At 31.9% G+C, this 20,916-nt stretch carries 26 protein-coding genes; all 26 read left to right on the top strand.

Translation table 11 applies throughout. The features are described 5' to 3' along the window. The first annotated feature begins 142 nt into the window (after window positions 1-142). The 26 genes from B5D16_RS07455 to atpH all read left to right on the top strand — a co-directional run bounded on the left by B5D16_RS07455 (window position 143) and on the right by atpH (window position 20,902). Entirely contained in the window at window positions 143-1,279 is a 1,137-nt protein-coding gene (locus B5D16_RS07455; protein ID WP_078766368.1) for an endonuclease/exonuclease/phosphatase family protein, read from the top strand. A gap of 19 nt (window positions 1,280-1,298) precedes the next feature. Then, complete coding sequence (locus B5D16_RS07450) at window positions 1,299-2,705, top strand: aminotransferase class I/II-fold pyridoxal phosphate-dependent enzyme (protein WP_159444330.1); 1,407 nt, start codon at window positions 1,299-1,301, stop codon at window positions 2,703-2,705. A gap of 89 nt (window positions 2,706-2,794) precedes the next feature. After that, on the top strand, window positions 2,795-3,394 hold the full coding sequence (locus tag B5D16_RS07445) for a guanylate kinase (RefSeq protein ID WP_078766366.1): 600 nt from the start codon (window positions 2,795-2,797) through the stop codon (window positions 3,392-3,394). 46 nt (window positions 3,395-3,440) lie between these two features. Continuing rightward, window positions 3,441-4,472 carry a DNA polymerase III subunit gene (locus tag B5D16_RS07440; protein ID WP_078766365.1) on the top strand — a complete coding sequence of 344 codons (1,032 nt, stop codon included), beginning with the start codon at window positions 3,441-3,443 and terminating at the stop codon, window positions 4,470-4,472. A gap of 91 nt (window positions 4,473-4,563) precedes the next feature. Continuing rightward, a complete protein-coding gene (locus B5D16_RS07435) occupies window positions 4,564-5,472 on the top strand; it encodes a PSP1 domain-containing protein (protein WP_078766364.1) in 909 nt (302 codons plus the stop codon). A gap of 158 nt (window positions 5,473-5,630) precedes the next feature. Next, entirely contained in the window at window positions 5,631-6,404 is a 774-nt protein-coding gene (locus tag B5D16_RS07430) for a tRNA1(Val) (adenine(37)-N6)-methyltransferase (RefSeq protein ID WP_341465203.1), read from the top strand. 33 nt (window positions 6,405-6,437) lie between these two features. Further along, on the top strand, window positions 6,438-7,439 hold the full coding sequence (locus B5D16_RS07425; protein ID WP_078766363.1) for a hypothetical protein: 1,002 nt from the start codon (window positions 6,438-6,440) through the stop codon (window positions 7,437-7,439). Continuing rightward, window positions 7,399-7,713 carry an Ig-like domain-containing protein gene (locus B5D16_RS07420; protein WP_159444329.1) on the top strand — a complete coding sequence of 105 codons (315 nt, stop codon included), beginning with the start codon at window positions 7,399-7,401 and terminating at the stop codon, window positions 7,711-7,713. Before B5D16_RS07425 ends, B5D16_RS07420 begins: the two co-directional genes overlap by 41 nt. Window positions 7,714-7,728: 15 nt before the next feature. After that, window positions 7,729-8,580, top strand: a complete 852-nt coding sequence (gene rsmI, locus B5D16_RS07415) for a 16S rRNA (cytidine(1402)-2'-O)-methyltransferase (protein WP_078766361.1) — start codon at window positions 7,729-7,731, stop codon at window positions 8,578-8,580. 196 nt (window positions 8,581-8,776) lie between these two features. Further along, a complete protein-coding gene (metG, locus tag B5D16_RS07410) occupies window positions 8,777-10,720 on the top strand; it encodes a methionine--tRNA ligase (protein WP_078766360.1) in 1,944 nt (647 codons plus the stop codon). Window positions 10,721-10,824: 104 nt separating this feature from the next. Further along, a complete protein-coding gene (gene rsmA / locus B5D16_RS07405; RefSeq protein WP_078766359.1) occupies window positions 10,825-11,688 on the top strand; it encodes a 16S rRNA (adenine(1518)-N(6)/adenine(1519)-N(6))-dimethyltransferase RsmA in 864 nt (287 codons plus the stop codon). 74 nt (window positions 11,689-11,762) lie between these two features. Beyond that, the gene (locus B5D16_RS07400) at window positions 11,763-12,548 is read left to right on the top strand and encodes a TatD family hydrolase (protein ID WP_078766358.1); all 786 of its coding nucleotides are present in this window, start codon (window positions 11,763-11,765) and stop codon (window positions 12,546-12,548) included. 123 nt (window positions 12,549-12,671) lie between these two features. Continuing rightward, window positions 12,672-12,944 (top strand): type II toxin-antitoxin system RelB/DinJ family antitoxin, encoded by a 273-nt coding sequence (locus B5D16_RS07395; protein WP_078766357.1) that lies wholly within the window; start codon window positions 12,672-12,674, stop codon window positions 12,942-12,944. Beyond that, window positions 12,941-13,222 carry a type II toxin-antitoxin system YafQ family toxin gene (locus B5D16_RS07390; RefSeq protein WP_078766356.1) on the top strand — a complete coding sequence of 94 codons (282 nt, stop codon included), beginning with the start codon at window positions 12,941-12,943 and terminating at the stop codon, window positions 13,220-13,222. The genes B5D16_RS07395 and B5D16_RS07390 overlap by 4 nt, the downstream gene beginning before the upstream one ends. A 103-nt stretch (window positions 13,223-13,325) precedes the next feature. Next, window positions 13,326-13,778, top strand: a complete 453-nt coding sequence (locus tag B5D16_RS07385; protein WP_078766355.1) for a LytTR family DNA-binding domain-containing protein — start codon at window positions 13,326-13,328, stop codon at window positions 13,776-13,778. 277 nt (window positions 13,779-14,055) lie between these two features. Continuing rightward, entirely contained in the window at window positions 14,056-14,916 is an 861-nt protein-coding gene (locus B5D16_RS07380) for a hypothetical protein (protein ID WP_159444328.1), read from the top strand. Between the two features lie 231 nt (window positions 14,917-15,147). After that, the gene (locus B5D16_RS07375) at window positions 15,148-16,230 is read left to right on the top strand and encodes an L-threonylcarbamoyladenylate synthase (protein ID WP_078766353.1); all 1,083 of its coding nucleotides are present in this window, start codon (window positions 15,148-15,150) and stop codon (window positions 16,228-16,230) included. Between the two features lie 10 nt (window positions 16,231-16,240). Beyond that, on the top strand, window positions 16,241-16,696 hold the full coding sequence (locus tag B5D16_RS07370; protein ID WP_078766352.1) for an arsenate reductase/protein-tyrosine-phosphatase family protein: 456 nt from the start codon (window positions 16,241-16,243) through the stop codon (window positions 16,694-16,696). A 60-nt stretch (window positions 16,697-16,756) separates the two neighbouring features. Further along, entirely contained in the window at window positions 16,757-17,185 is a 429-nt protein-coding gene (rpiB, locus tag B5D16_RS07365; RefSeq protein WP_078766351.1) for a ribose 5-phosphate isomerase B, read from the top strand. A 51-nt stretch (window positions 17,186-17,236) separates the two neighbouring features. After that, complete coding sequence (locus B5D16_RS07360) at window positions 17,237-17,725, top strand: deoxycytidylate deaminase (RefSeq protein WP_078766350.1); 489 nt, start codon at window positions 17,237-17,239, stop codon at window positions 17,723-17,725. 32 nt (window positions 17,726-17,757) lie between these two features. After that, the gene (locus B5D16_RS07355) at window positions 17,758-18,129 is read left to right on the top strand and encodes an AtpZ/AtpI family protein (protein ID WP_078766349.1); all 372 of its coding nucleotides are present in this window, start codon (window positions 17,758-17,760) and stop codon (window positions 18,127-18,129) included. A gap of 23 nt (window positions 18,130-18,152) precedes the next feature. Then, a complete protein-coding gene (locus B5D16_RS07350; RefSeq protein WP_143405077.1) occupies window positions 18,153-18,542 on the top strand; it encodes a hypothetical protein in 390 nt (129 codons plus the stop codon). Window positions 18,543-18,598: 56 nt separating this feature from the next. Continuing rightward, window positions 18,599-19,309, top strand: coding sequence for a F0F1 ATP synthase subunit A (atpB, locus tag B5D16_RS07345; protein ID WP_078766347.1), 711 nt, complete (start codon window positions 18,599-18,601; stop codon window positions 19,307-19,309). Between the two features lie 259 nt (window positions 19,310-19,568). Continuing rightward, the gene (gene atpE / locus B5D16_RS07340; protein WP_078766346.1) at window positions 19,569-19,823 is read left to right on the top strand and encodes an ATP synthase F0 subunit C; all 255 of its coding nucleotides are present in this window, start codon (window positions 19,569-19,571) and stop codon (window positions 19,821-19,823) included. Between the two features lie 18 nt (window positions 19,824-19,841). Continuing rightward, window positions 19,842-20,363 (top strand): F0F1 ATP synthase subunit B, encoded by a 522-nt coding sequence (gene atpF / locus B5D16_RS07335; protein WP_078766345.1) that lies wholly within the window; start codon window positions 19,842-19,844, stop codon window positions 20,361-20,363. Then, window positions 20,348-20,902, top strand: a complete 555-nt coding sequence (atpH, locus tag B5D16_RS07330; RefSeq protein ID WP_078766344.1) for an ATP synthase F1 subunit delta — start codon at window positions 20,348-20,350, stop codon at window positions 20,900-20,902. The genes atpF and atpH overlap by 16 nt, the downstream gene beginning before the upstream one ends. Window positions 20,903-20,916 lie beyond the last annotated feature (14 nt).

The following is a 20,916-nucleotide window of genomic DNA, read 5'->3' as shown; positions in this document are numbered from 1 at the left end:
CCTTTTGTCATTTAAAGGTTAGAAAATGGCCAAAAGTTGCAATATAGCTTGATAATTGGTACAATATAGGGGCGTGGGTTTATTTATAAAAAAGGACAATAAGATACTTGAAATAAAGCAGAAAAGATTTAGGAGAGAAAAGATGAAAGTATGTTTGAAATGTGTTTTAAAATGCACATTGTTACTTGTTGTTCTAGTAATACTAGTAGTAATTGGCTATGTATTATATGTATGTGTTGATTATAATCGTATAGAGGATAATGTTAAGTTAAGTGTAAATAAAGCATCATCAGAAGAAGCTGAGAAGAAAATCCAAACTGATGAAGGAAAAGTTCCAGTAGGTCAGGAACTTGGAATAACTTCATATAATATTGGGTTTGGTGCATATTCACATGATTTTAGTTTCTTTATGGATGGCGGTAAGTATTCAAGAGCCATTGATAAACAGCATGTTTTAGATAATACTGAAGGTGCAATTAACACTATACTTTATCAAAATGCAGACTTTGCATTTTTCCAGGAAGTTGATACTGATTCAACGAGAAGTTATCATGTAAATCAGTTAGAGATGATACAGGACGCATTTGCTAATTTTGAAAGTGTACACGCTATAAACTATCATTCAGCGTATTTGTTTTATCCAATAACTGAACCTCATGGAAAGTCAAATGCAGGTATTTCAACTTTTTCTAAATATAGAATTGATAGTTCATTAAGAAGAAGTTTTCCTGTTCCTACAGGATTTCCTGATAAGTATTTTGATCTTGATAGATGTTATAGTATATCAAGAATTCCAACTAATGTAGATGGTAAGGAATTGGTTTTATTTAATGTTCATATGTCAGCTTATACTGATGATGACAGCATTAGGACTAATCAGGTTAAGATGCTTGTAGATGATATGAAGAAAGAATATGAAGCTGGAAATTACGTTGTATGTGGTGGTGATTTTAATCATGACATGATTGGTAATTCAGATGAAGTATTTGGTAATAAGCCAGGTGATTATAGTTGGACAACACCATTTCCTGAAGATTTGATTCCGGAAGGATTTACAATTGGACTTAAGACTTTAAATGATGAGCAGATGAAAGAAATCGTTGCTACATGTAGAAATACGGATAAGACATATAAACGTGGTGAGAATGAAGTTTGGATAGTGGATACATTTATTGTTTCAGATAATGTTGAAATTATAAATTATGAAAACATTGATGCAGACTTTAAATATTCTGATCATAATCCAGTTAAAATGAAGTTTAAATTATTAAGTGAATAAAAAGAAAGGTGATATGAGGATGGGAGATTTATTTGATAAATTAGAAGAAAATTTCAAATCAGAAATTTACCCATTTCATATGCCTGGACATAAAAGAAGACTCGCAGCAAATACTTACGAGAATTTGTACGGTATTGATATTACAGAAATAGAAGGCTTTGACGACTTGCATCATCCAGAAGGAATATTAAAAGAATATATGGATGAAGCTACCAGATATTATGGAACTAAGCAAACCTTTTACCTTGTAAATGGAAGTAGTTGTGGAAATCTTGCAGCTATATGCGGATTAACTGACATTGGCGATAAGATTTTAGTGGCTAGAAATTGTCATAAGTCAGTTTATAATGCGATAAAGTTAAGAAAAATAGAAGCCAGTTATTTAACACCTGATGAAAATGGTGAGATAAAGGCTGAAGAAGTTTGGAACATATTTGATTTAAAAAAGAGTGATGAAACAGATAATAATTTAAAAGAAATTGAATATAATAATTCAATAGATAAAAATTATAAAGTATGTGTAATCACATCGCCAACATATGAAGGTGTTGTTTCAGATGTTAAAAAAATTGCGGAAATATGCCATAAAAATGGAGTGTTATTAGTTGTGGATGAAGCTCATGGAGCACACTTTTTAGCGGATGGATTTCCAAAATCAGCATTAAAATGTGGTGCAGATGTAGTGATTCAAAGTGTTCATAAAACATTGCCTTCACTTACTCAGACTGCGTTACTTCATGTTAATTCAGATAGAGTTGATATTGAGAAAATAAAAGAATATTTAGGAATATTCCAAAGTAGTAGTCCATCATATATTCTTATGGCAAGTATAGAAAATTGCATATCATATATGGAAAAACATGGCAGGGAAGAATTAAAAGATTTTTCTGATAGAATAGATACTTTTTATCAAAATGCTACTAAGTATTATAAGGCTATTAAGTTTAATCGATATAAGGATGCATTTGCTCATGATAAATCAAAAATAATAGTTTGCTTAAATGATAAATATAAGGAAAAATTTAAAGAAACTTTTAATGATGGATTTGGAATACTTCTTAGTAATGTATTAAGATATAATCATAAAATAGAAGTAGAAATGGCCACAACGGATTATGTGGTTTTGATGACTTCAATCGCAGATAAGACAAAGGCTTTTGAAAGATTATTTTATGCACTTGATGATATAGATAGATGTATTCAAAAAGATATTAAGAAGTTAAAGAAATTTGATGAGATAAACAAAAAGGCAAGTACTATAGACTTAGAGTATTTACGAGAAAATATTGGTAAAAGATCTGAAGTCTTTATTTATGCATATCCACCAGGATCGCCTAAAGTGGCAGTTGGTGATTTAATAACCAAAGATTTAATCTTTGATATAGAAGAAGATATGGCCGAAGGACTTAGATTTTATCAAGTATAGTTATTGATTGTTATGAGATAAATATATAATGATTATTGACATAGTAGTTAATTGATACTATCTATATTAGTTTTAGTTGGGAGAAGCATATGACTAAGATTTATGTTTTGATTGGAAAAAGTGGAAGCGGTAAGGATTCATTTTTTGAAGAGTTAATAGCTGATAAAGATTTGAATTTAAAATCAATTGTAGGATATACTACTAGACCAAAAAGAGTTCATGAAAGTGAAGGTGTGGAATATCATTTTACGGATGAAGCAGGACTTAATAAACTTAGAAATGAAGACATGATTATTGAGGAACGTTGTTATCACACTGTTCATGGTGATTGGTATTACTTTACTGCTAAAGATGAAAAGATTTTGGAAAACATAGAACAAAACATTAATTACATATATATTGGAACTGTTGAATCATTTGTAAAGATGAAGGAATACTATGGTAGTGATATAGTAATCCCACTTTACATAGAGGTTGAAGATGGTGAAAGATTAGCAAGAGCCTTAAAAAGAGAAAGAAAGCAGGATGCACCTAAGTACGCAGAAATGTGTAGAAGATTTTTAGCTGACTGCGAAGATTTCTCTGAGGAAAATTTAGAGAAGGCAGGCATTTCAAAAAAATATGAAAATATGGATTTCGATAAGTGTCTTGCTGAAATCAAAGAAGATATAATGAAAAATATTGGTTGATAGATTTAGATAGTATCATAAAGATACTAAGTATATGAGGATATAAATGTCGGTTTATGAGAAGATTCTAGGACAGGACAAATTAATAGAGCATTTTAGGAAGTCTGTTAGTTTAGGAAAGATTTCTAATGCATATATCATTAGCGGAGAAAAGTATTCAGGTAAAAAGATGTTAGCAAATGCGTATGCTGCATCAATAGAATGTGAAAACCCAATTAATGGTGAAGCGTGCATGGAGTGCCATTCATGTAAGATGTCTTTAAGTGGAAACAATCCTGATATTAGATGGATTGTTAGGGAAAGTAAGGATAATAAGGATGGTACAAAGAAGAAAGCTAAAGAGATTCCAGTTGATGCAATAAGAGATCAGATTAATAATGATATAGTAGTAAAACCATATCATTGTAAAAAGAAAGTTTACATTATTGATGAAGCTGAAACTCTTAATGTTGCTGCACAGAATGCGCTTTTAAAAACAATGGAAGAACCACCTGAATATGGTGTTGTTATTCTTCTCACTAGTAATGAAAATGCTCTCTTACAAACCATATTATCAAGAAGTATAAGACTTGAGGTTGCATCAATAGATGATGAAACTATTAAGAATTATCTTATGAAGAATAATATGATTCCTGATTATGCAGCGGATGTATTGGTTTCATTTGCTAGGGGAAATTTAGGTAGGGCAATTGAACTTTCCCAGTCGCCTACATTTAATGAAATGAAGGATCATCTTGTTAAGACTATGAGTTTTCTTCATGAAAAAGATATGGCTGAGATTGGAAATATAACTAAGCAGACTTCGGAATTTAAGGATGATATAAATTATTATTTTGAATTACTAACCATGTGGTTTAGAGATATTTTGGTAGCCAAAAGTGGTGGTGATGAAAGTAAGATTATATTTAGGGATGAAGTTGAAAATATAAGAGAACTTTCTAGAGGATACTCTTATAGAAGCATTGAAATGATATTAAAAACTATTGAAGATACTAAAACACAAATAGCACTTAATGTTAGTTTTGACACAGCATTTAAAATATTATATATGACAATTAGGGATGGATATATAAGATAAAAACATTCAAAATCACATGGGAATATATAATATTTAATATAAATTATAAATATTAAAATATTTATAAATAATAAAGAATTGAGGTATATAGATGAAAGAAGTAATTGGAGTAAGATTTAGACAGGCAGGTAAAATATATTATTTTGGACCAAAGGATATAGACGTAAAGGTTGGAGATCATGTTATTGTTGAAACAGCAAGGGGCGTTGAATATGGTTCTGTTGTTCTAGGAAAACGTGAAGTTAATGAAGAAGAACTTGTTGCAGCAGTTAAAGATATCATCAGAGTGGCAACACCTGAAGATGATGAGAAAGTGCTTGAAAATAAAGAAAAAGAAAAGAAGGCAAAGGGTATTTGTCTTGAGAAGATTGCTAAACATGGACTTGAGATGAAACTTATTGGAGTTGAGTATACATTTGATAATAACAAAGTATTATTCTACTTTACAGCTGATGGAAGAATTGACTTTAGAGAGTTAGTTAAGGATCTTGCTTCAGTATTTAGAACAAGAATTGAACTTAGACAGATTGGCGTTAGAGATGAAACAAAGACACTTGGTGGTATTGGTATATGTGGAAGACCATTATGCTGTAAGACATTCCTTTCTGATTTCGCCCCAGTTTCTATTAAGATGGCAAAAGATCAAAACTTATCGCTTAATCCAACTAAAATTTCTGGTATATGTGGAAGACTTATGTGTTGTCTTAAGAATGAACAGGAAACATATGAATACTTAAATTCAAAACTTCCAGATGTTGGTGATTACGTTAATACCTCTGATGGATTAAGAGGACAGGTTCAGAGTGTAAATGTTCTTCGTCAGAGTGTAAAGATTATCGTTGAGATAAATGATGAAAGAGAAATCAGAGAGTATAAGGTTGATGAACTTAAGTTTAAGCATAAACAGAGAAAAGAAAAAGTTGATCTTAGTGATGTTGAACTTAAGGCTCTTGAAGAATTAGAACGTAAGGATAAAACAAAGCAGAAACTTGAAGATTAATGTTAGTAGTGATTTGATACTAAGCTGTATTGAATGATGGATTTGTGACTTATAGGTGTTTGTATATTATTTGATACAGTAGAATAAAATAAGTGATGATTTAAAATACATATAATTATTAAGTTAATTATATGTATTTTAAACTATATAGGGAAAATATGGATGATAAAAGAATAGATATATTAAAATTGAATGTTAAAATTTTAGAAAATGAACGAATTGATGATCTTGAAAGAAATGGATATAAAATAATACAGAATCCAAAAGAATTTTGTTTTGGAATGGATGCTGTTTTGCTTAGTGGATATGCTAGTGTGAATGAAGGCGAAAAATCAATTGATTTAGGATGTGGGAATGGTATTATTCCAATTCTTTTAGAAGCGAAAAATGAAGGTGAAAAGTATTTTGGATTAGAAATACAGGAAGCCAGTTTTGATAGAGCTAAAAGATCGGTTATGCTTAATGGATTAGAAGATAAAATACAAATTGATAAGGGTGACATTAAGGAAGCCTCTAAGATATATGGGAAGGCAAAGTTTGACGTAGTTACATCTAATCCACCATATATGAATGAAAACCATGGTATAAAAAATCCAGATGAACCTAAGGCGATTGCAAGACATGAATTACTTTTAACTCTTGAGGATTTAATTAGAGAAAGTGCAGCACTCTTAGTTCCAAGTGGAAGATTTTATATGGTTCATAGACCGCATAGATTATTAGATATTATAATGCTTATGAAGCAATATAGAATTGAACCAAAAAGAATTAGATTTGTTTATCCGTATGTTGATAAAGAAGCTAATATGGTTCTAATAGAGGGGATACGTGGAGGTAAACCATTTCTTAAGGTTGAAGAACCTTTAATTGTTTATAATAAAGATGGTTCATATACGGACGAGATATATGAAATATATGGTAAGGAAAAATAATAGGAGTAATAAATAATTAAGGAGCATAAATATATGTACAGTATTGGAAAAGTGGTTAATTATATAATAAGAGCAATTATTTGTGTAACAGCATTTATATTTGCAAATACAGTATATGTAAAAGCTGATATAATTGAAAAAGCTGAGATCCAATTATCGATGGATTGCCCTATAGAGATTACAAATAAAGAGGGAGAAACTTTGATAATTGGTGATAAGCGTGAATTATCAGGGACGATGAATATATTAATACAGGAATATACAGCTACAATGCCAGCAGATGTAGTTTTAACTGTGAGAAAAAGTGACATATATTATATTAAGAAAGCTACAAAGGGATATAGTTACGTAGCAATTTGTTATGCAAATTCGGATCGAAGTGTTTTAGTAACATTAAATGATGAAGCCAGTGTGGTAATAGATATGATAAAGAAAAGGGTTGAAATAAGTGGAATTTCTCAGAAATTTTCATGTGAGATATGCATGAATGCAAATGATATATGGTATACGTTAGATGGATTTTTATCTGAAAAAACTGTCTTGGAAGATAAGGATGATAGCCTTTTAACGAGTGGAATTTGTGGGAAAACAGATGTTTCTATTTGTGATATGGAAAAGGAAATATATATGGAAAATAAGGATTACTATTTTTTAGATGGAGATAATTCTTTGTATATTAAAAATGGAACACCATATGTAGAAAACGCAATCAAATTAAATAATAAATCTTCAAAGAAATTAGAAGGTTTATATGTAAGACCAATTAATAATGATAAAGAAATGTTGCTTACATGGATGAAGGTAAAAAAAGCAAATAGTTATATAGTGTATAAATATGATAATGAAAAAAATAAATATAAGAAAGTTGTTACTTTAAATGGTAATGATAATAATTGTTTTTCAGAATCTATAGTTAATAATGAAATATATAGATATAAAGTAGTTGCAAAGAAAAAGAAGAATGGTAAAGGGAAAAAAGTATGTAATGTTAGTTATGAAGTGTGGGCAGTTCCAGACAAAAAATGTGAAATCTAACGCCATAGCAGTCACATTAGATAATTATAAAAAAATAGTATTAAAAAAAGATAATGCAAAAAAGTTTAAACTAAAGAGTAAAGGTGCAAAAGTCATATATAGTAGTAAAGTGATACTAAGTAAAAAAATAAGATGGTATTGTTCGAATAAAAGAGTGTTAAAGATAAATAATAAAAAGGGAAAAATGAAAGCCTTAAAAAAGGGAAAATGCTATATTTGGGCAAAAGCACATAACGGAATAAATAGTAAAAAAATAAAGGTAATCATTAAATAAATTTGGAGGATATGTATGAGCGGCATTTTGTATTTGTGTGCAACTCCTATTGGTAATTTGGAAGATATAACATATAGAGTTGTTAGGATATTAAATGAGGTTGATTTAATAGCGGCAGAGGATACAAGACATAGTATAAAGTTGTTAAATCATTTTGATATTAAGACACCTATGACAAGTTATCACGAATTTAATAAAGTAGATAAGGCGAAGTACCTTGTGGGAGAATTATTAGCTGGGAAAAACATTGCTGTTGTTACGGATGCTGGAACACCAGGTATTTCAGATCCGGGTGAGGAATTGGTAAAGCAGTGTATTGAAGCAGGAATAAAGGTGGTTCCTTGCCCTGGTGCAGCAGCTTGTATTAATGCACTTATTATGTCGGGAAAACCAACAAGAAGATTTTGTTTTGAAGCATTTTTGCCAAGTGATAAAAAAGAAAGAGCTTTAGTTCTTGAAGATTTAAAAGATGAAACAAGAACAATTATTATATATGAAGCTCCACATAGATTATTAAAAACGGTTTCATTATTACTTGAAACACTTGGTGATAGAAAAGTTAGTATTTGTAGAGAACTAACTAAAACTCATGAAGAGATGATTCCAACTACACTTAGTGGCATTTTGAAACTTTATGATGAAGAGGATAAAACACCTAAGGGTGAATATGTTTTAGTAATAGAAGGAAAGTCTTATCAGGAAAAGAAGGAAGAAGAAATTTCGAAATGGGAAGAAATGTCTATTCTTGAGCATATGGATTATTATTTAAATCAAGGTATTCAGAAGAAAGAAGCCATGAAAATGGTGGCTAAGGATAGAGGAATTTCAAAAAAAGAAGTGTATAAGGAGTGCATACAAGAAGATTAGTGATAATACTATAGTGATAACTTAAGCTTATATAGGATAGATATCAGGGTTTAATATATTACTATTAGTTGAAATTATTATATTTAGGTGGTAAACTAGATAGATGTTGTATATACGTAGCATTTGCTGAAAAAGGCTATATACAAGAGGAAGATTTTAATTTATAAAATATAAAAATATTACAAAGGAGGAAGTTATGAGCAAAACACCGTATTACATTACAACTGCCATTGCTTATACATCAGGAAAGCCACATATCGGTAATACATATGAAGCAGTTCTTGCTGATAGTATTGCTAGATTTAAGAGAGCTGAAGGATATGATGTTAGATTCCAGACTGGAACAGATGAGCATGGTCAGAAAATCGAAACAAAAGCTAATGAAGCCGGCATTACTCCAAAAGAATTTGTTGATAATGTGGCTGGTCAGATTAAGGAGATATGGGATATGATGGGCACATCATATGACAGATTTATTAGAACTACTGACGAAGACCACGAAAGACAAGTACAGAAGATTTTTAAGAAGCTTTATGAAAAAGGCGATATATATAAAGGACACTATGAGGGTATGTATTGTACACCTTGTGAATCATTCTTTACACAGTCACAGCTTGTAGATGGCAAGTGCCCTGACTGCGGAAGAGAGGTTCAGCCTGCACAGGAAGAAGCATATTTCTTCAAACTTAGTAAGTATGCAGACAGACTTATAGAGCATATTAATACACATCCTGAGTTTATTCAGCCTGTATCAAGAAAGAACGAAATGATGAACAACTTCATCTTACCAGGTCTTCAGGATTTATGTGTATCAAGAAGTTCATTTAAATGGGGTATCCCAGTTGATTTTGACGACAAGCATGTAATCTATGTTTGGATTGATGCCCTTTCAAACTATATCACTGGTCTTGGATTTGACTTAGATGGAAATAGTGATGACATGTTTGAAAAGTATTGGCCAGCAGACTTACACCTTATCGGAAAGGATATTATTCGTTTCCATACTATTTATTGGCCATGTATTCTTATGGCATTAGACATTCCACTTCCAAAGCAGGTATTTGGTCATCCATGGTTATTACAGGGTGATGGAAAGATGAGTAAATCAAAGGGTAATGTGATTTATGCTGATGATTTAGTAGATATGTTTGGAAGAGATGCAGTTAGATACTTTGTTCTTCATGAGATGCCATTTGAAAATGATGGTACAATTACATGGGAATTAATGGTTGAACGTATCAATTCTGATTTAGCAAATACATTAGGAAACCTTGTAAATAGAACAATTTCAATGACTAATAAATATTTAGATGGAGTTGTAACTAACACAGAGGTTCATGATAGCGAAGGATTTGATGAAGACTTAAAGGCAGTAGCACTTAAAACATCTATTACTGCCAAGGATAAGATGGCAGAATTAAGAGTTGCTGATGCTATTACAGCAGTATTTGATTTATTCAAGAGATGTAATAAGTACATTGATGAAACAACTCCTTGGATTTTAGGTAAGGAAGAAGCTTCAAAGCCAAGACTTCAGACAGTACTTTATAATCTTGTTAATTCAATTACAATTGGTGCATCACTTCTTGAACCATTTATGCCAGATACAGCAGCAAGTATATATAAACAGCTTAATACAGAAGCAGTACCATTTGATAAGATGGATGTATATGAACAGTATAAGAGTGGAAATAAAGTAACTGATAAGCCAGAGATTTTATTCGCTAGACTTGATGCTGAAGAAGTTATGGCAAAGGTAAATGAACTTTATGGAGCAAATGATGACGTTAAGTATCCAGAAGTTGAGAAGAAAGAAGAAATTTCAATTGATGATTTTGCCAAAGTTCAGATTCAGGTTGGTGAAGTTTTAGAGTGTGAGAAACTTAAGAAATCAAAGAAATTATTAGTTTCACAGATTCGTGTTGGTAATGAGGTACGCCAGATTGTATCTGGTATTGCAAATTATTATTCACCAGAGGATATGGTTGGAAAGAAGGTTGCAGTTATTACAAACCTTAAGCCAGCTAAGTTATGCGGTGTAGAATCACAGGGTATGATTCTTGCAGCAGGTGATGATGAAGGTAATTTATCAGTACTTACAGTTGATAAGGATATTATTAGCGGATCAGAGATTAGTTAATATGTTTATTAGGGCGATTTTAAATCGCCCTTTTTTATTTACTTGAAATGCATATGAATAAAGGGTAAAATAACAACTGATAAGTTGTGTAAAGGAGAGTAAGGATGGCGGATTTAGGAACACCTAAAAAAACACTTGAAATTATAAATAAATATGATTTTGCCTTTCAGAAGAAATTTGGTCAAAACTTTCTTATAGATGCAAATATATTAGACTGTATAATTGATGGAGCTAATATTACAAAAGATGATATGGTTCTTGAAATTGGTCCTGGAATAGGTACGATGACACAGTTTTTATGTGAAAGAGCAAGAGAAGTTGTAACTGTTGAAATAGATAAGAATTTAATCTCTATTTTAAATGATACATTAAGTTCTTATGATAATGTTACAATCATAAATGAAGATATTCTTAAAGTTGATATTAAGAAAATAGCTGAAGAGAAAAATGATGGAAAGCCTATAAAGGTTGTTGCTAATCTACCTTACTATATTACAACTCCTATTATTATGGGGCTTTTTGAATCACACGTCCCACTTGAAAGTATCACAATTATGGTTCAAAAAGAAGTTGCAGATCGTATGCAAACAGGACCTGGAAGTAAGGAATATGGTGCATTATCACTAGCAGTTCAGTATTATTCAAAAGCTGAAGTATTAGTAGAAGTATCGCCTAATTGTTTTATTCCAAGACCAAAGGTGGGTTCTTCTGTAATTAAACTTACTCTTCATAAGGATGAAAGAGTTAATGTTAATGATGAGAAGTTAATGTTTAGGTTAATTCGTGCATCATTTAATCAGAGACGAAAGACATTATCTAATGGTATAAAGAATAGTCCTGAATTAAGTTATTCAAGAGAAGATGTTGTGGAAGCGCTTAAGGAAATGGGACTTGATGAAAATATTAGAGGTGAAAAATTAAGTCTTGAAGAATTTGCTAAGTTAAGTGATATATTAGGTAGTAGATAATATATAGATATGTTTTTATGTAATAATTGATTTCATTATGTTTTTATAAGGAATAGTAATTAACGGAGTTTTATATGATTTTTGATACACATGCACATTATGATGATAAGGCATTTGCTGAGGATAGGAGCAAATTGCTACTAAGTATGAAAGAAAATAATGTTGATAAAATAGTTGATGTTGGGGCAGATATGGTTTCTACAAAGGAGGCTGTTGAACTTGCATATAACTATGATTTTATATATGCAGCAGTTGGTGTTCATCCAAGTGAAGTGGAAGAGATGTCAGAACACGATATAGAAACACTTAGAAAGTATATAATAGATGACAGTGCAAGAGAGGATAAAAAAATTGTTGCAATTGGTGAAATTGGGCTTGATTATCACTGGGAGGAACCATCGCGTACTTTGCAAAAAGAATGGTTTGCAAAACAGTTAGAACTTGCGCAGGAACTTGAGATGCCAATTATAATTCACAGTAGAGATGCAGCTGAAGATACATATGAGATTTTAAAGGTGTATGCTGAACATGGACTTAAGGGTGTTATGCATTGTTATTCATATTCTGTAGAGATGGCTAAGAAATATGTGGATATGGGATTATATATAGGAATTGGTGGTGTACTTACTTTTAAGAATGCGAAGAAGTTAAAGGAAGTAGCAGCAGAAATTCCACTTGAAAAAATTGTCCTTGAAACAGATTGTCCATACATGGCACCGGAGCCACATAGAGGAAAACGTAATGATTCAACATATATAAAATATGTGGTTAAGGCTCTTGCAGAGATAAAGGGAATTAGTGAAGAAGAGGTTGAAAGAGTTACTTTTGAAAACGCGTGTAAGTTATATGGTATAAAGTAGTTAAAAATATATAAAAAAATTGGCGTCACAAATTGTGGCGCCAATTTTTTTATGCATGTTGACGATGTGTTGACAATGCACGAAAAAAATGATAATCTGTACTTAAGAAGAGGAGGTGTAAATATGGCTACAACAAATTTAAATATAAGAATTGATAAAGATGTAAAAGATAAATCTGATGCTATTTTCTCAGAACTTGGATTGACAATGACTTCTGCAATAAATATTTTTTTAAGAACTGCAATTAGGGAACATGGTATTCCATTTTCGTTAAAATTAGAGGAACCTAATGAAACCACAATTGCAGCTATAGAGGAAGGAAGAAAGATTGCAAAAAGTAAGAAATCTAAAAGTTATCATAGTGTTGAAGAATTGAGGGAAGACTTAGGAGTATGAAGTATGAAATAAAGTTGACTACTCAGTTCAAGAAAGATATAAAATTAGCGAAAAAACAAAAAAAGAATTTGGATAAGCTATTTTTGGTGATTGATAAGATTGCAAATGGTGAAAAATTAGAGGAAAAATATAAAGATCATGAATTGAGTGGAAATTATAAGGGAGTAAGAGAATGCCACATAGAACCGGATTGGCTGCTTATGTATGAAATTGTAGATGATATTTTGGTTCTTGTGTTGAACAGAGTAGGTTCACATTCTGATTTGTTTAAAAGATAATAATGTATTTTATGTGGGCATAAGGTGTAACTTATGCCCATTTTCTTGCTTTTTTGTTGAGAATCTGTATAATGTTGCTTTGGAAAGGATGGAAGAAGAATAGATGAAAATACGACTGGCCATTTCAGATGAGCATATGGAAGAAGTCATACAATTATTGGAATCTAAGGGTATAGAGATAGATGATGATGCGGAATATACTTTGATTCAGAATAATAAGTATGTGGAACATATTACAACTAAAAATGAAAAGACTGGCGAAAAAGCTTATATTTCGGTAGATGAAATACTCTACATAGAAAGCTTTGGTCATCAGATAGAGATAAGGACTAATGATGGTTTGTATCTAGGAAAAGATCCTTTGTACCAATTAGAAGGGATGCTAGAACCTAAGAAATTTACTAGAATTAGTAAGTCAGTTATTGTAGCAAATGCAAAAATAAAGCAGATTAATCCATCGTTTGCAATGAAGTTTACATTGATTATGGTGGATGGGAAAAAATTAGAAGTTACAAGAGGTTATTATTATAGCTTTAAAAATGTATTTCATATTTAGTGTGTATCAAAATGAAAGAATAGAAAGGATTTAAAAAATGATAGGTGAAGGATTAGTATATTTATATTTGATTGTAATAATTATAGGTATACCCGCAATTATACTGTTAGCATATAAAAGGCTTTATTCAAATTATATTAATAAAAAATTAAAAAATCAGAGTTATAATTCGGATATACAAGATGGACGAATTCCCGATTCTCATACAGGAGCGAAGGTGATAGTGTTTGTATTGCTTTGGGGAAGTCTAAGTTCAATCCAATCAAAGATATCAGATGTGAAAGAAAAATTGGATGATCAGCAATATTTAGCGGAGCAACATTTAGAGGAAATTAATGATAGATTGGCTAGTATTGAAGAAGCTAATGAAAATGCAAACAGAAAGAATAATATGGTTTCGGAATTAGACGTTGATTTTGGCGCTTTGGGAGGTGACCATAGAACGGCAAATTTTATATTTAATGTATGTTTGAATAAATACGATAAAGATTCAAATTATTATCTTTTGGTGGGAAAAGAAAAAAAGAAAGTAGCATTAACTAAAGATGAAAATGGGGATTTAAAGGGAAGTGTTGGTTTGGATATATTTGGTGAATATGGAAGAATAGTTTGTGTAAAACAGGACTCAGAGGGGAATAAAGAAAGTGAGAAAATTGTACCAAACTATGATGATTATAGCGAGGACATACTTTTTTTTATGAATGATTTCGAGGATGATGATTGTTTTATTTACACAAAATTCCTTTTAGATACGTATTATTCAATGGAAGAAGAAGAGGAGTCAAAGTCGGCTAATGGTAAAAGGATAAAGTTGAATGCTTTAATTTATGCAGGATTAGATAAAGAACTTAGCGATAATGGAATAAAGGAGGCTAAGGTATATGTAGAGTCTGACGGAAAAATTGTTGATGAGAAAAATCTGGATAAGAATAAATTATATTCAGATAATGGTTGTCGTTTTAAATATGATAAAAAAGTAGAAGGAAAAGAAATATCTATTTACTATAAGATAACAGATGTGTATGGATATAGTTTTATAGGATATTTAATGTCAGATGATGAAAATGTTACTTGTGAAGGAGACGTAGTAACAGTGAGAGATGAAAATGATAACCAAATATATGAAAAATTATATTAGTTAGATTTTATGTAATTAAATTAGAAAGACGAGTAGAAGAGTATTCTTATACTCGTCTTTTTGTTAAATAATAGGCATATTTTCTTATAATCAATTCATTTATGTAAATTGAATATTGACTAAAAATATGATATACTGTAACGAGTGATATTTTAGAAATGTAAAGTGTAAAAAAACACTTGAAAAATATAGCATTTGATAAGATTAATTGGACGAATATTTTAAGTAAATATGGAAACGATTATTATAGAATTAGATGAAAATAATATAGATTACGATAAATTGGAAATTGCCTGTAAGACATTAAGGGACGGTGAGCTGGTTGCATTTCCTACGGAGACGGTTTATGGATTGGGTGGAGATGCGCTTAATGAAACAGCTGCAAAAAGAATTTATGCGGCTAAGGGAAGACCATCTGATAATCCACTTATTGTTCATGTGGCAGAGATTTCTGATGTATCAAAAGTAGCAAGAGAAATTCCAGATATGGCCACAAAGCTTATGGAAAAGTATTGGCCAGGACCACTCACTTTGGTTTTCAAGAAAAAGGACATTGTTCCTAATGGAACAACGGGTGGACTTGATACTGTTGGTGTGAGAATGCCATCGAATAAGATTGCAAGAAGTCTTATTAAGCAGTCGGGAGTATTAATTGCAGCACCTAGTGCTAACATATCGGGAAGACCATCACCTACAAAGGGTGAGCATGTAATCTACGATATGGAAGGTAGAATTGCTCTAATTATAGATGGTGGCGATGTTGGAATCGGTCTTGAATCAACTATTGTTGACGTTACAGGAGAAATGCCAGTTATACTTAGACCGGGTTTTATAACTAAAGATATGATTAAGGAAACCTGCGGTAGTGTTAGTGTTGATCCGGCTATATTAGAAAAGCCAGATAAGGATTTAATACCAAAGGCTCCAGGTATGAAATATAAGCATTATGCACCTAAAGCTGATTTTATCCTTTATAGTGGTGAGAGTGATCGCGTTATTAGTGCCATTGTTAAGGAAAGTAAGGAAAGCATATTGCAAGGTAAGATGGTTGCAATAATTGCAACCGATGAGGATAAGGATATTTACAAGAATAAACTTAGAAATGAGGAGTATTCTAAGAGATTTTACATTCTTTCTATTGGGGAAAGAGAGGATGAAAAAACTATAGCTCATAATTTATTTGCTGTATTAAGAAAGTGTGATGAATTAGGAGTAGATGTAATTTTGGGAGAAACATATTCCGATGAGGGGCTTGGCATGGCAATTATGAATAGACTTGTTAAGGCGTGCGGATATAGTATATGCGAGGTTTAGGAGAAAGGTTATGTTAGATTTTACGAAGATAATTTTTGTTTCAAAAACTGATACAGGAAGAGGACCACTTGCTTGTGAGATTATGAAGAAGATGCTTGGCAGTTATGCTGGGATAGAGTCAAGAGGGTTAGTTGTTTTATTTCCAGAACCTATGAATCCAAAGATGGTTGCAATAGCAGCAAGTAAAGGAATCAACCTAGAGGATAGAGTTTCTGTTCAACTTACTGAAGAGGATTTTGATTCTAAGACATTGGTTCTTACAATGGATGAAAAATATAAGACTGTTATTTATGATGATTATACTAACGCAGTTAATGTCTATACAGTTAAGGAGTTCGTTGGAGATGATGGTGACTTGGAGAATCCATACGGTGGTGAACTTATGGACTATGGAAGGGTTTATGAAAATCTCGAGGAATTAACTAAAAAGGTAATTGAAAAATTACGTGAAGAAGATAGTGAATAAAATCTAGGTGGGTACTTAGATTTTAACAGATAGAATAATGAGGAAAAACAGGAGGATCTTATGATAGCAATAGGTAGCGATCATGGCGGATTTGAATTAAAAAAGGAGCTTATGGCTCATCTTGATGAAAGAGGAATACAGTACAAGGATTACGGTACATATACAGAGGATTCTTGTGATTATACAGAGTATGGTAAATTAGTAGCTCACGCTGTAGCTGATGGTGAATGTGAACTTGGTATCTTGGTTTGCGGTACAGGTCTTGGTATTTCAATTACAGCTAACAAGGTTAAGGGGATTAGAGCTGCAGTTTGTACAGATTGTTTCTGCGCAGAGATGACAAGACTTCACAACGATGCAAATATTCTTTGCATGGGAGGAAGAGTTGTTGGCGCTGGTCTTGCTATTAAGATTATGGATACATTCCTTGATACTCCATTTTCTAATGAAGAAAGACACATTCGTAGAATTTCAAAGATTGAAGATTAGTTTTTTCAGTAATGCATTTGCTGAGAGTTATGTATATGATGGAGGTTTATCATGAGCGAAAAGAGAGAGGATTACATCTCTTGGGATGAGTATTTTATGGGAGTTGCATATCTATCTAGTATGAGGTCGAAAGATCCAAATACTCAGGTGGGTGCGTGTATAGTTAGCCCTAAGAATAAGATTTTATCAATGGGATATAATGGACTTCCTATAGGATGTAGTGATGATGAATTTCCTTGGAACAGGGTCGAAAAAGATCCTGTTTTAAATAAGTATTTTTATACTACACATAGTGAACTTAATGCAATTTTAAATTATAGAGGCGGAAGTTTAGAGGGAAGTAAGATGTATGTTACACTTTTCCCTTGTAATGAATGCGCAAAGGCTATCATCCAAGCGGGCATAACTAAGATTGTTTATGCGGATGATAAATATGATGACACACCAGCGGTTGTTGCTTCTAAGAAAATGCTTGATGCAGCAGGTGTTGTTTATGAGAAATATGAGTTCTCTGGAAGAAAGATTGAAATTGACTTATAGGATTTCAATTAGTTAAATTGAAGGATTAAATCATGAAGAAAAATGGTGAAATGTTTAAAAATATAGCGCTTATATCTCAACTTGGAATTAGTATGATGGTTCCTGTGTTTTTAGGCGTTGGTATTGGACTTTTAATTGATAAGCATTTTGACATTATGGTTTTTTCAATAATTGGATTAGTTTTTGGAATTATAGCTGGATATAGAAATACATTTCGTATAGTGATGAGTTCTTTTGATAATGCTAAAAATCAAGCGAAAACTAAGGAAGAACTTGAAGATGAAGAAATCATGAAGAAGTTCATGGAGAAGCATGAAAAAACTCCTGTTCGTAGAGGTGGAGTTTATAGAAATGTTAATTCGACAGAAAAATCATCTGAGGAAGATGGTGAAATAGATAAGTAGTTTTACTTTAAAAGGAGAAAATAGTGAAAAAGTATAGCCGAATGTTCATGGATTTAGCAGTAGGGATACTTATTTGTGGATTAATTACCGAGATAATCATTTTGATCATACCGGATAAGAAGATATACAATAGTATTGGACTTTTGGTTGGATTAATGTATGCATATTTTATGCTCCTTGGAATCAATGCTTCGGTGGAGGATTCGGTTCTCATGACAGAAAGTGAAGCATTAAAGCATACAAGAATAAAGTACATATTAAGAGTAATAGTGTTGGTAGTTTTACTAGTGTTATTTTGGATATTTGATTTTGGGAATGCAGTAACATTTATCATCGGGGTATTTGCTCTTAAGTTTTCAACATATATGCAACCACTTATGGATAGAATAGTTGGAAAGTTTATAAATGATTAGAAATGAATAATATAGGAATTTATGTGATAGAGAAATAATTATAAAAGGAGGTTAATATGATTAAGCCTATTGTGGCAGAAGCCGATTTTATGATAAACGGCTTTTATAAGTTTAAGTTATTTGGACAAGAGTTGTACATTACAACAACACATATTAGCTTGTTATTAATATCAATAGTCTTTTTGATTTTTGTATTTGCTGCGAAGAAAGTTCTCTTAGCAGCACAGGCAGATACAGCACCTAAAGGATTTCAAAATTTCGTTGAGTTAATTGTGGAGTTCATAGATAACATGGTGCAAGGAATCATGGGAGAGAACGGTGCACGATTTAGAAATTACATCGGTGCATTATTTATGTTTTTGATTCTTTCAAACCTATCTGGATTATTTGGTCTTAGACCACCAACAGCGGATTATGGTGTTACACTTCCGCTTGGTCTTATTACATTTGGAATAATTCATTACAATGGTATTAAAAAGAATAAGGTTAAGCATTTCACATCGCTCTTTGAGCCATTTGCTTTGCTTTTCCCAATTAACTTAATTGGTGAAGTTGCAGTACCACTTTCCTTATCACTCCGTCTTTTCGGTAATATTTTATCAGGTACGGTTATGATGGGACTTATTTATGGTATGTTACCATTGCTTGTAAAACTTGGTATGCCAGCGGCACTTCACGTTTACTTCGACATCTTTTCAGGATGCATCCAAACATATGTATTCTGTATGTTGACGATGGTTTATGTTAATGACAAAATTAGTGATTAGTATTTTCAAAGTCACAAGCTCTCTTGCTTGCAAGAAAGAGATTGGGACCTTGAAAATTAAACATAAATGAGGAAGTAGCGATGCGAAGCATCAGCGGAATCCGAATTTATGTAGGATTGTGTGAGTTGCGAAGCAACGTAACAATCCGTAATCACTCAAAAAATAATCAGTGAAATTTGCGGAGCAAATTTAATCACTGATTTCAATAAAAGGAAAAAATATAGGAAAATGAAATAAAAAATCTCAGGAGGAAACAAAAATGAATATTAGTGGAGCAGAATTTATTAATGCTATGTCAGCTGTAGGTGCAGGACTTGCAATGATAGCTGGTATTGGACCTGGTGTTGGTCAGGGTTATGCAGCAGGACAGGCAGCAGCAGCTGTAGGTAGAAATCCAGGAGCAAAATCAGATATTACTTCAACTATGTTACTTGGACAGGCTGTAGCAGAAACAACAGGTTTGTATGGTTTCGCTGTAGCAATTATTTTGATGTTCGTTAAGCCATTTAAATAAATCTAAGGAGGCACAGTTATGTTAGAAAGGCTGTTTGGTTTAGATCCACAGCTCTTATTTGATGCAGTTGTATTAGCCGTTAATATATTTATTTTGTTTTTGGTTGCATCATATAATCTTTTTGAACCTGCAAGAAACCTCCTTAAGAAGAGGGAAGAGAGAATTGCAGCAGAGCTTGATTCGGCTAAAAAAGATATGGAAGATGCAAAAGCTTTAAAAGAGGATTATGAAAACAGAATAGCTAATATAGAAGCGGAAGCTGATGAAATTCTTGCTAAGGCAAGAAAGAGTGCAGTTAAAAATGAAGAACTCATTATTGCACAGGCAAAAGAAGAAGCAAGTAGAATTCTTAAGAGAGCTGATAATCAGATTGAACTTGAAAAGAAGAAAGCAGCTGATGATATTAAGAATGAAATCATCGATGTTGCTACAGTTCTTGCAAGTAAGGTATTAGAAGCAGAAGTTGATGAGAATAAGAGCAAGAGTCTTATAGATGATACACTTAGAGAGATAGGTGAAAGTACATGGCAAAATCAGTAGAAAAAGTATATGGACAGGCTCTTTTTGATGCGGCAGTAGAGAAAAGCAAAGTAGATGACTTGTATGATGGAGCCATTTCACTAAAGGATATTTTAGTGAAAGAAAAAGATCTTTTAACAATGCTTAATAATCCAAGAATTACTGAAGAAGAGAAGAATGATATTATTGATAAAGTATTTGCTGATAAGCTAGATGGTGAGTTGATAGGACTTATAAAGCTTATGGTAAAGAATAATCGTCAGAAGAATATGATTGGTGTTCTTGATTTCTTTATTTCGAAAATAAAGGAACTTAAGAAAATTGGTATTGTGAAGGTTATTTCTGCAGAAGAATTAAGTAAAGAAAATAAGGATGAAATCGAGCAGAAGATTTTATCCACTACAGAATATGTATCTCTTGAAGTTAAGTATGTTGTTGATAAGGACATTTTAGGTGGACTTATTATTAGACTTGGGGACAGGGTTGTGGATAGTTCCCTTAAAACAAAACTTGAGAAGATTTCAAGAGAACTTTCAAAGATAATGTTAGAAATGCAATAAGAAGGAGGATATCT

It is taken from the genome of Eubacterium uniforme, from assembly GCF_900167115.1.
Lineage (GTDB): Bacteria > Bacillota > Clostridia > Lachnospirales > Lachnospiraceae > Eubacterium_S > Eubacterium_S uniforme.
This window is presented reverse-complemented; position numbering and strand designations above follow the sequence as displayed.

Coding starts and splice junctions, on each gene's coding strand:
- rsmI (WP_078766361.1), top strand. CDS start 7,729: ATGAGCGGCATTTTGTATTTGTGTGCAACTCCTATTGGTAATTTGGAA.
- B5D16_RS07375 (WP_078766353.1), top strand. CDS start 15,148: ATGGAAACGATTATTATAGAATTAGATGAAAATAATATAGATTACGAT.
- B5D16_RS07425 (WP_078766363.1), top strand. CDS start 6,438: ATGTACAGTATTGGAAAAGTGGTTAATTATATAATAAGAGCAATTATT.
- atpB (WP_078766347.1), top strand. CDS start 18,599: ATGATTAAGCCTATTGTGGCAGAAGCCGATTTTATGATAAACGGCTTT.
- B5D16_RS07370 (WP_078766352.1), top strand. CDS start 16,241: ATGTTAGATTTTACGAAGATAATTTTTGTTTCAAAAACTGATACAGGA.
- B5D16_RS07440 (WP_078766365.1), top strand. CDS start 3,441: ATGTCGGTTTATGAGAAGATTCTAGGACAGGACAAATTAATAGAGCAT.
- B5D16_RS07445 (WP_078766366.1), top strand. CDS start 2,795: ATGACTAAGATTTATGTTTTGATTGGAAAAAGTGGAAGCGGTAAGGAT.
- atpF (WP_078766345.1), top strand. CDS start 19,842: ATGTTAGAAAGGCTGTTTGGTTTAGATCCACAGCTCTTATTTGATGCA.
- B5D16_RS07400 (WP_078766358.1), top strand. CDS start 11,763: ATGATTTTTGATACACATGCACATTATGATGATAAGGCATTTGCTGAG.
- B5D16_RS07360 (WP_078766350.1), top strand. CDS start 17,237: ATGAGCGAAAAGAGAGAGGATTACATCTCTTGGGATGAGTATTTTATG.
- metG (WP_078766360.1), top strand. CDS start 8,777: ATGAGCAAAACACCGTATTACATTACAACTGCCATTGCTTATACATCA.
- rpiB (WP_078766351.1), top strand. CDS start 16,757: ATGATAGCAATAGGTAGCGATCATGGCGGATTTGAATTAAAAAAGGAG.
- B5D16_RS07390 (WP_078766356.1), top strand. CDS start 12,941: ATGAAGTATGAAATAAAGTTGACTACTCAGTTCAAGAAAGATATAAAA.
- B5D16_RS07395 (WP_078766357.1), top strand. CDS start 12,672: ATGGCTACAACAAATTTAAATATAAGAATTGATAAAGATGTAAAAGAT.
- B5D16_RS07450 (WP_159444330.1), top strand. CDS start 1,299: ATGGGAGATTTATTTGATAAATTAGAAGAAAATTTCAAATCAGAAATT.
- atpH (WP_078766344.1), top strand. CDS start 20,348: ATGGCAAAATCAGTAGAAAAAGTATATGGACAGGCTCTTTTTGATGCG.
- B5D16_RS07355 (WP_078766349.1), top strand. CDS start 17,758: ATGAAGAAAAATGGTGAAATGTTTAAAAATATAGCGCTTATATCTCAA.
- B5D16_RS07385 (WP_078766355.1), top strand. CDS start 13,326: ATGAAAATACGACTGGCCATTTCAGATGAGCATATGGAAGAAGTCATA.
- B5D16_RS07435 (WP_078766364.1), top strand. CDS start 4,564: ATGAAAGAAGTAATTGGAGTAAGATTTAGACAGGCAGGTAAAATATAT.
- B5D16_RS07455 (WP_078766368.1), top strand. CDS start 143: ATGAAAGTATGTTTGAAATGTGTTTTAAAATGCACATTGTTACTTGTT.
- B5D16_RS07420 (WP_159444329.1), top strand. CDS start 7,399: ATGAAGTGTGGGCAGTTCCAGACAAAAAATGTGAAATCTAACGCCATA.
- atpE (WP_078766346.1), top strand. CDS start 19,569: ATGAATATTAGTGGAGCAGAATTTATTAATGCTATGTCAGCTGTAGGT.
- rsmA (WP_078766359.1), top strand. CDS start 10,825: ATGGCGGATTTAGGAACACCTAAAAAAACACTTGAAATTATAAATAAA.
- B5D16_RS07430 (WP_341465203.1), top strand. CDS start 5,631: ATGGATGATAAAAGAATAGATATATTAAAATTGAATGTTAAAATTTTA.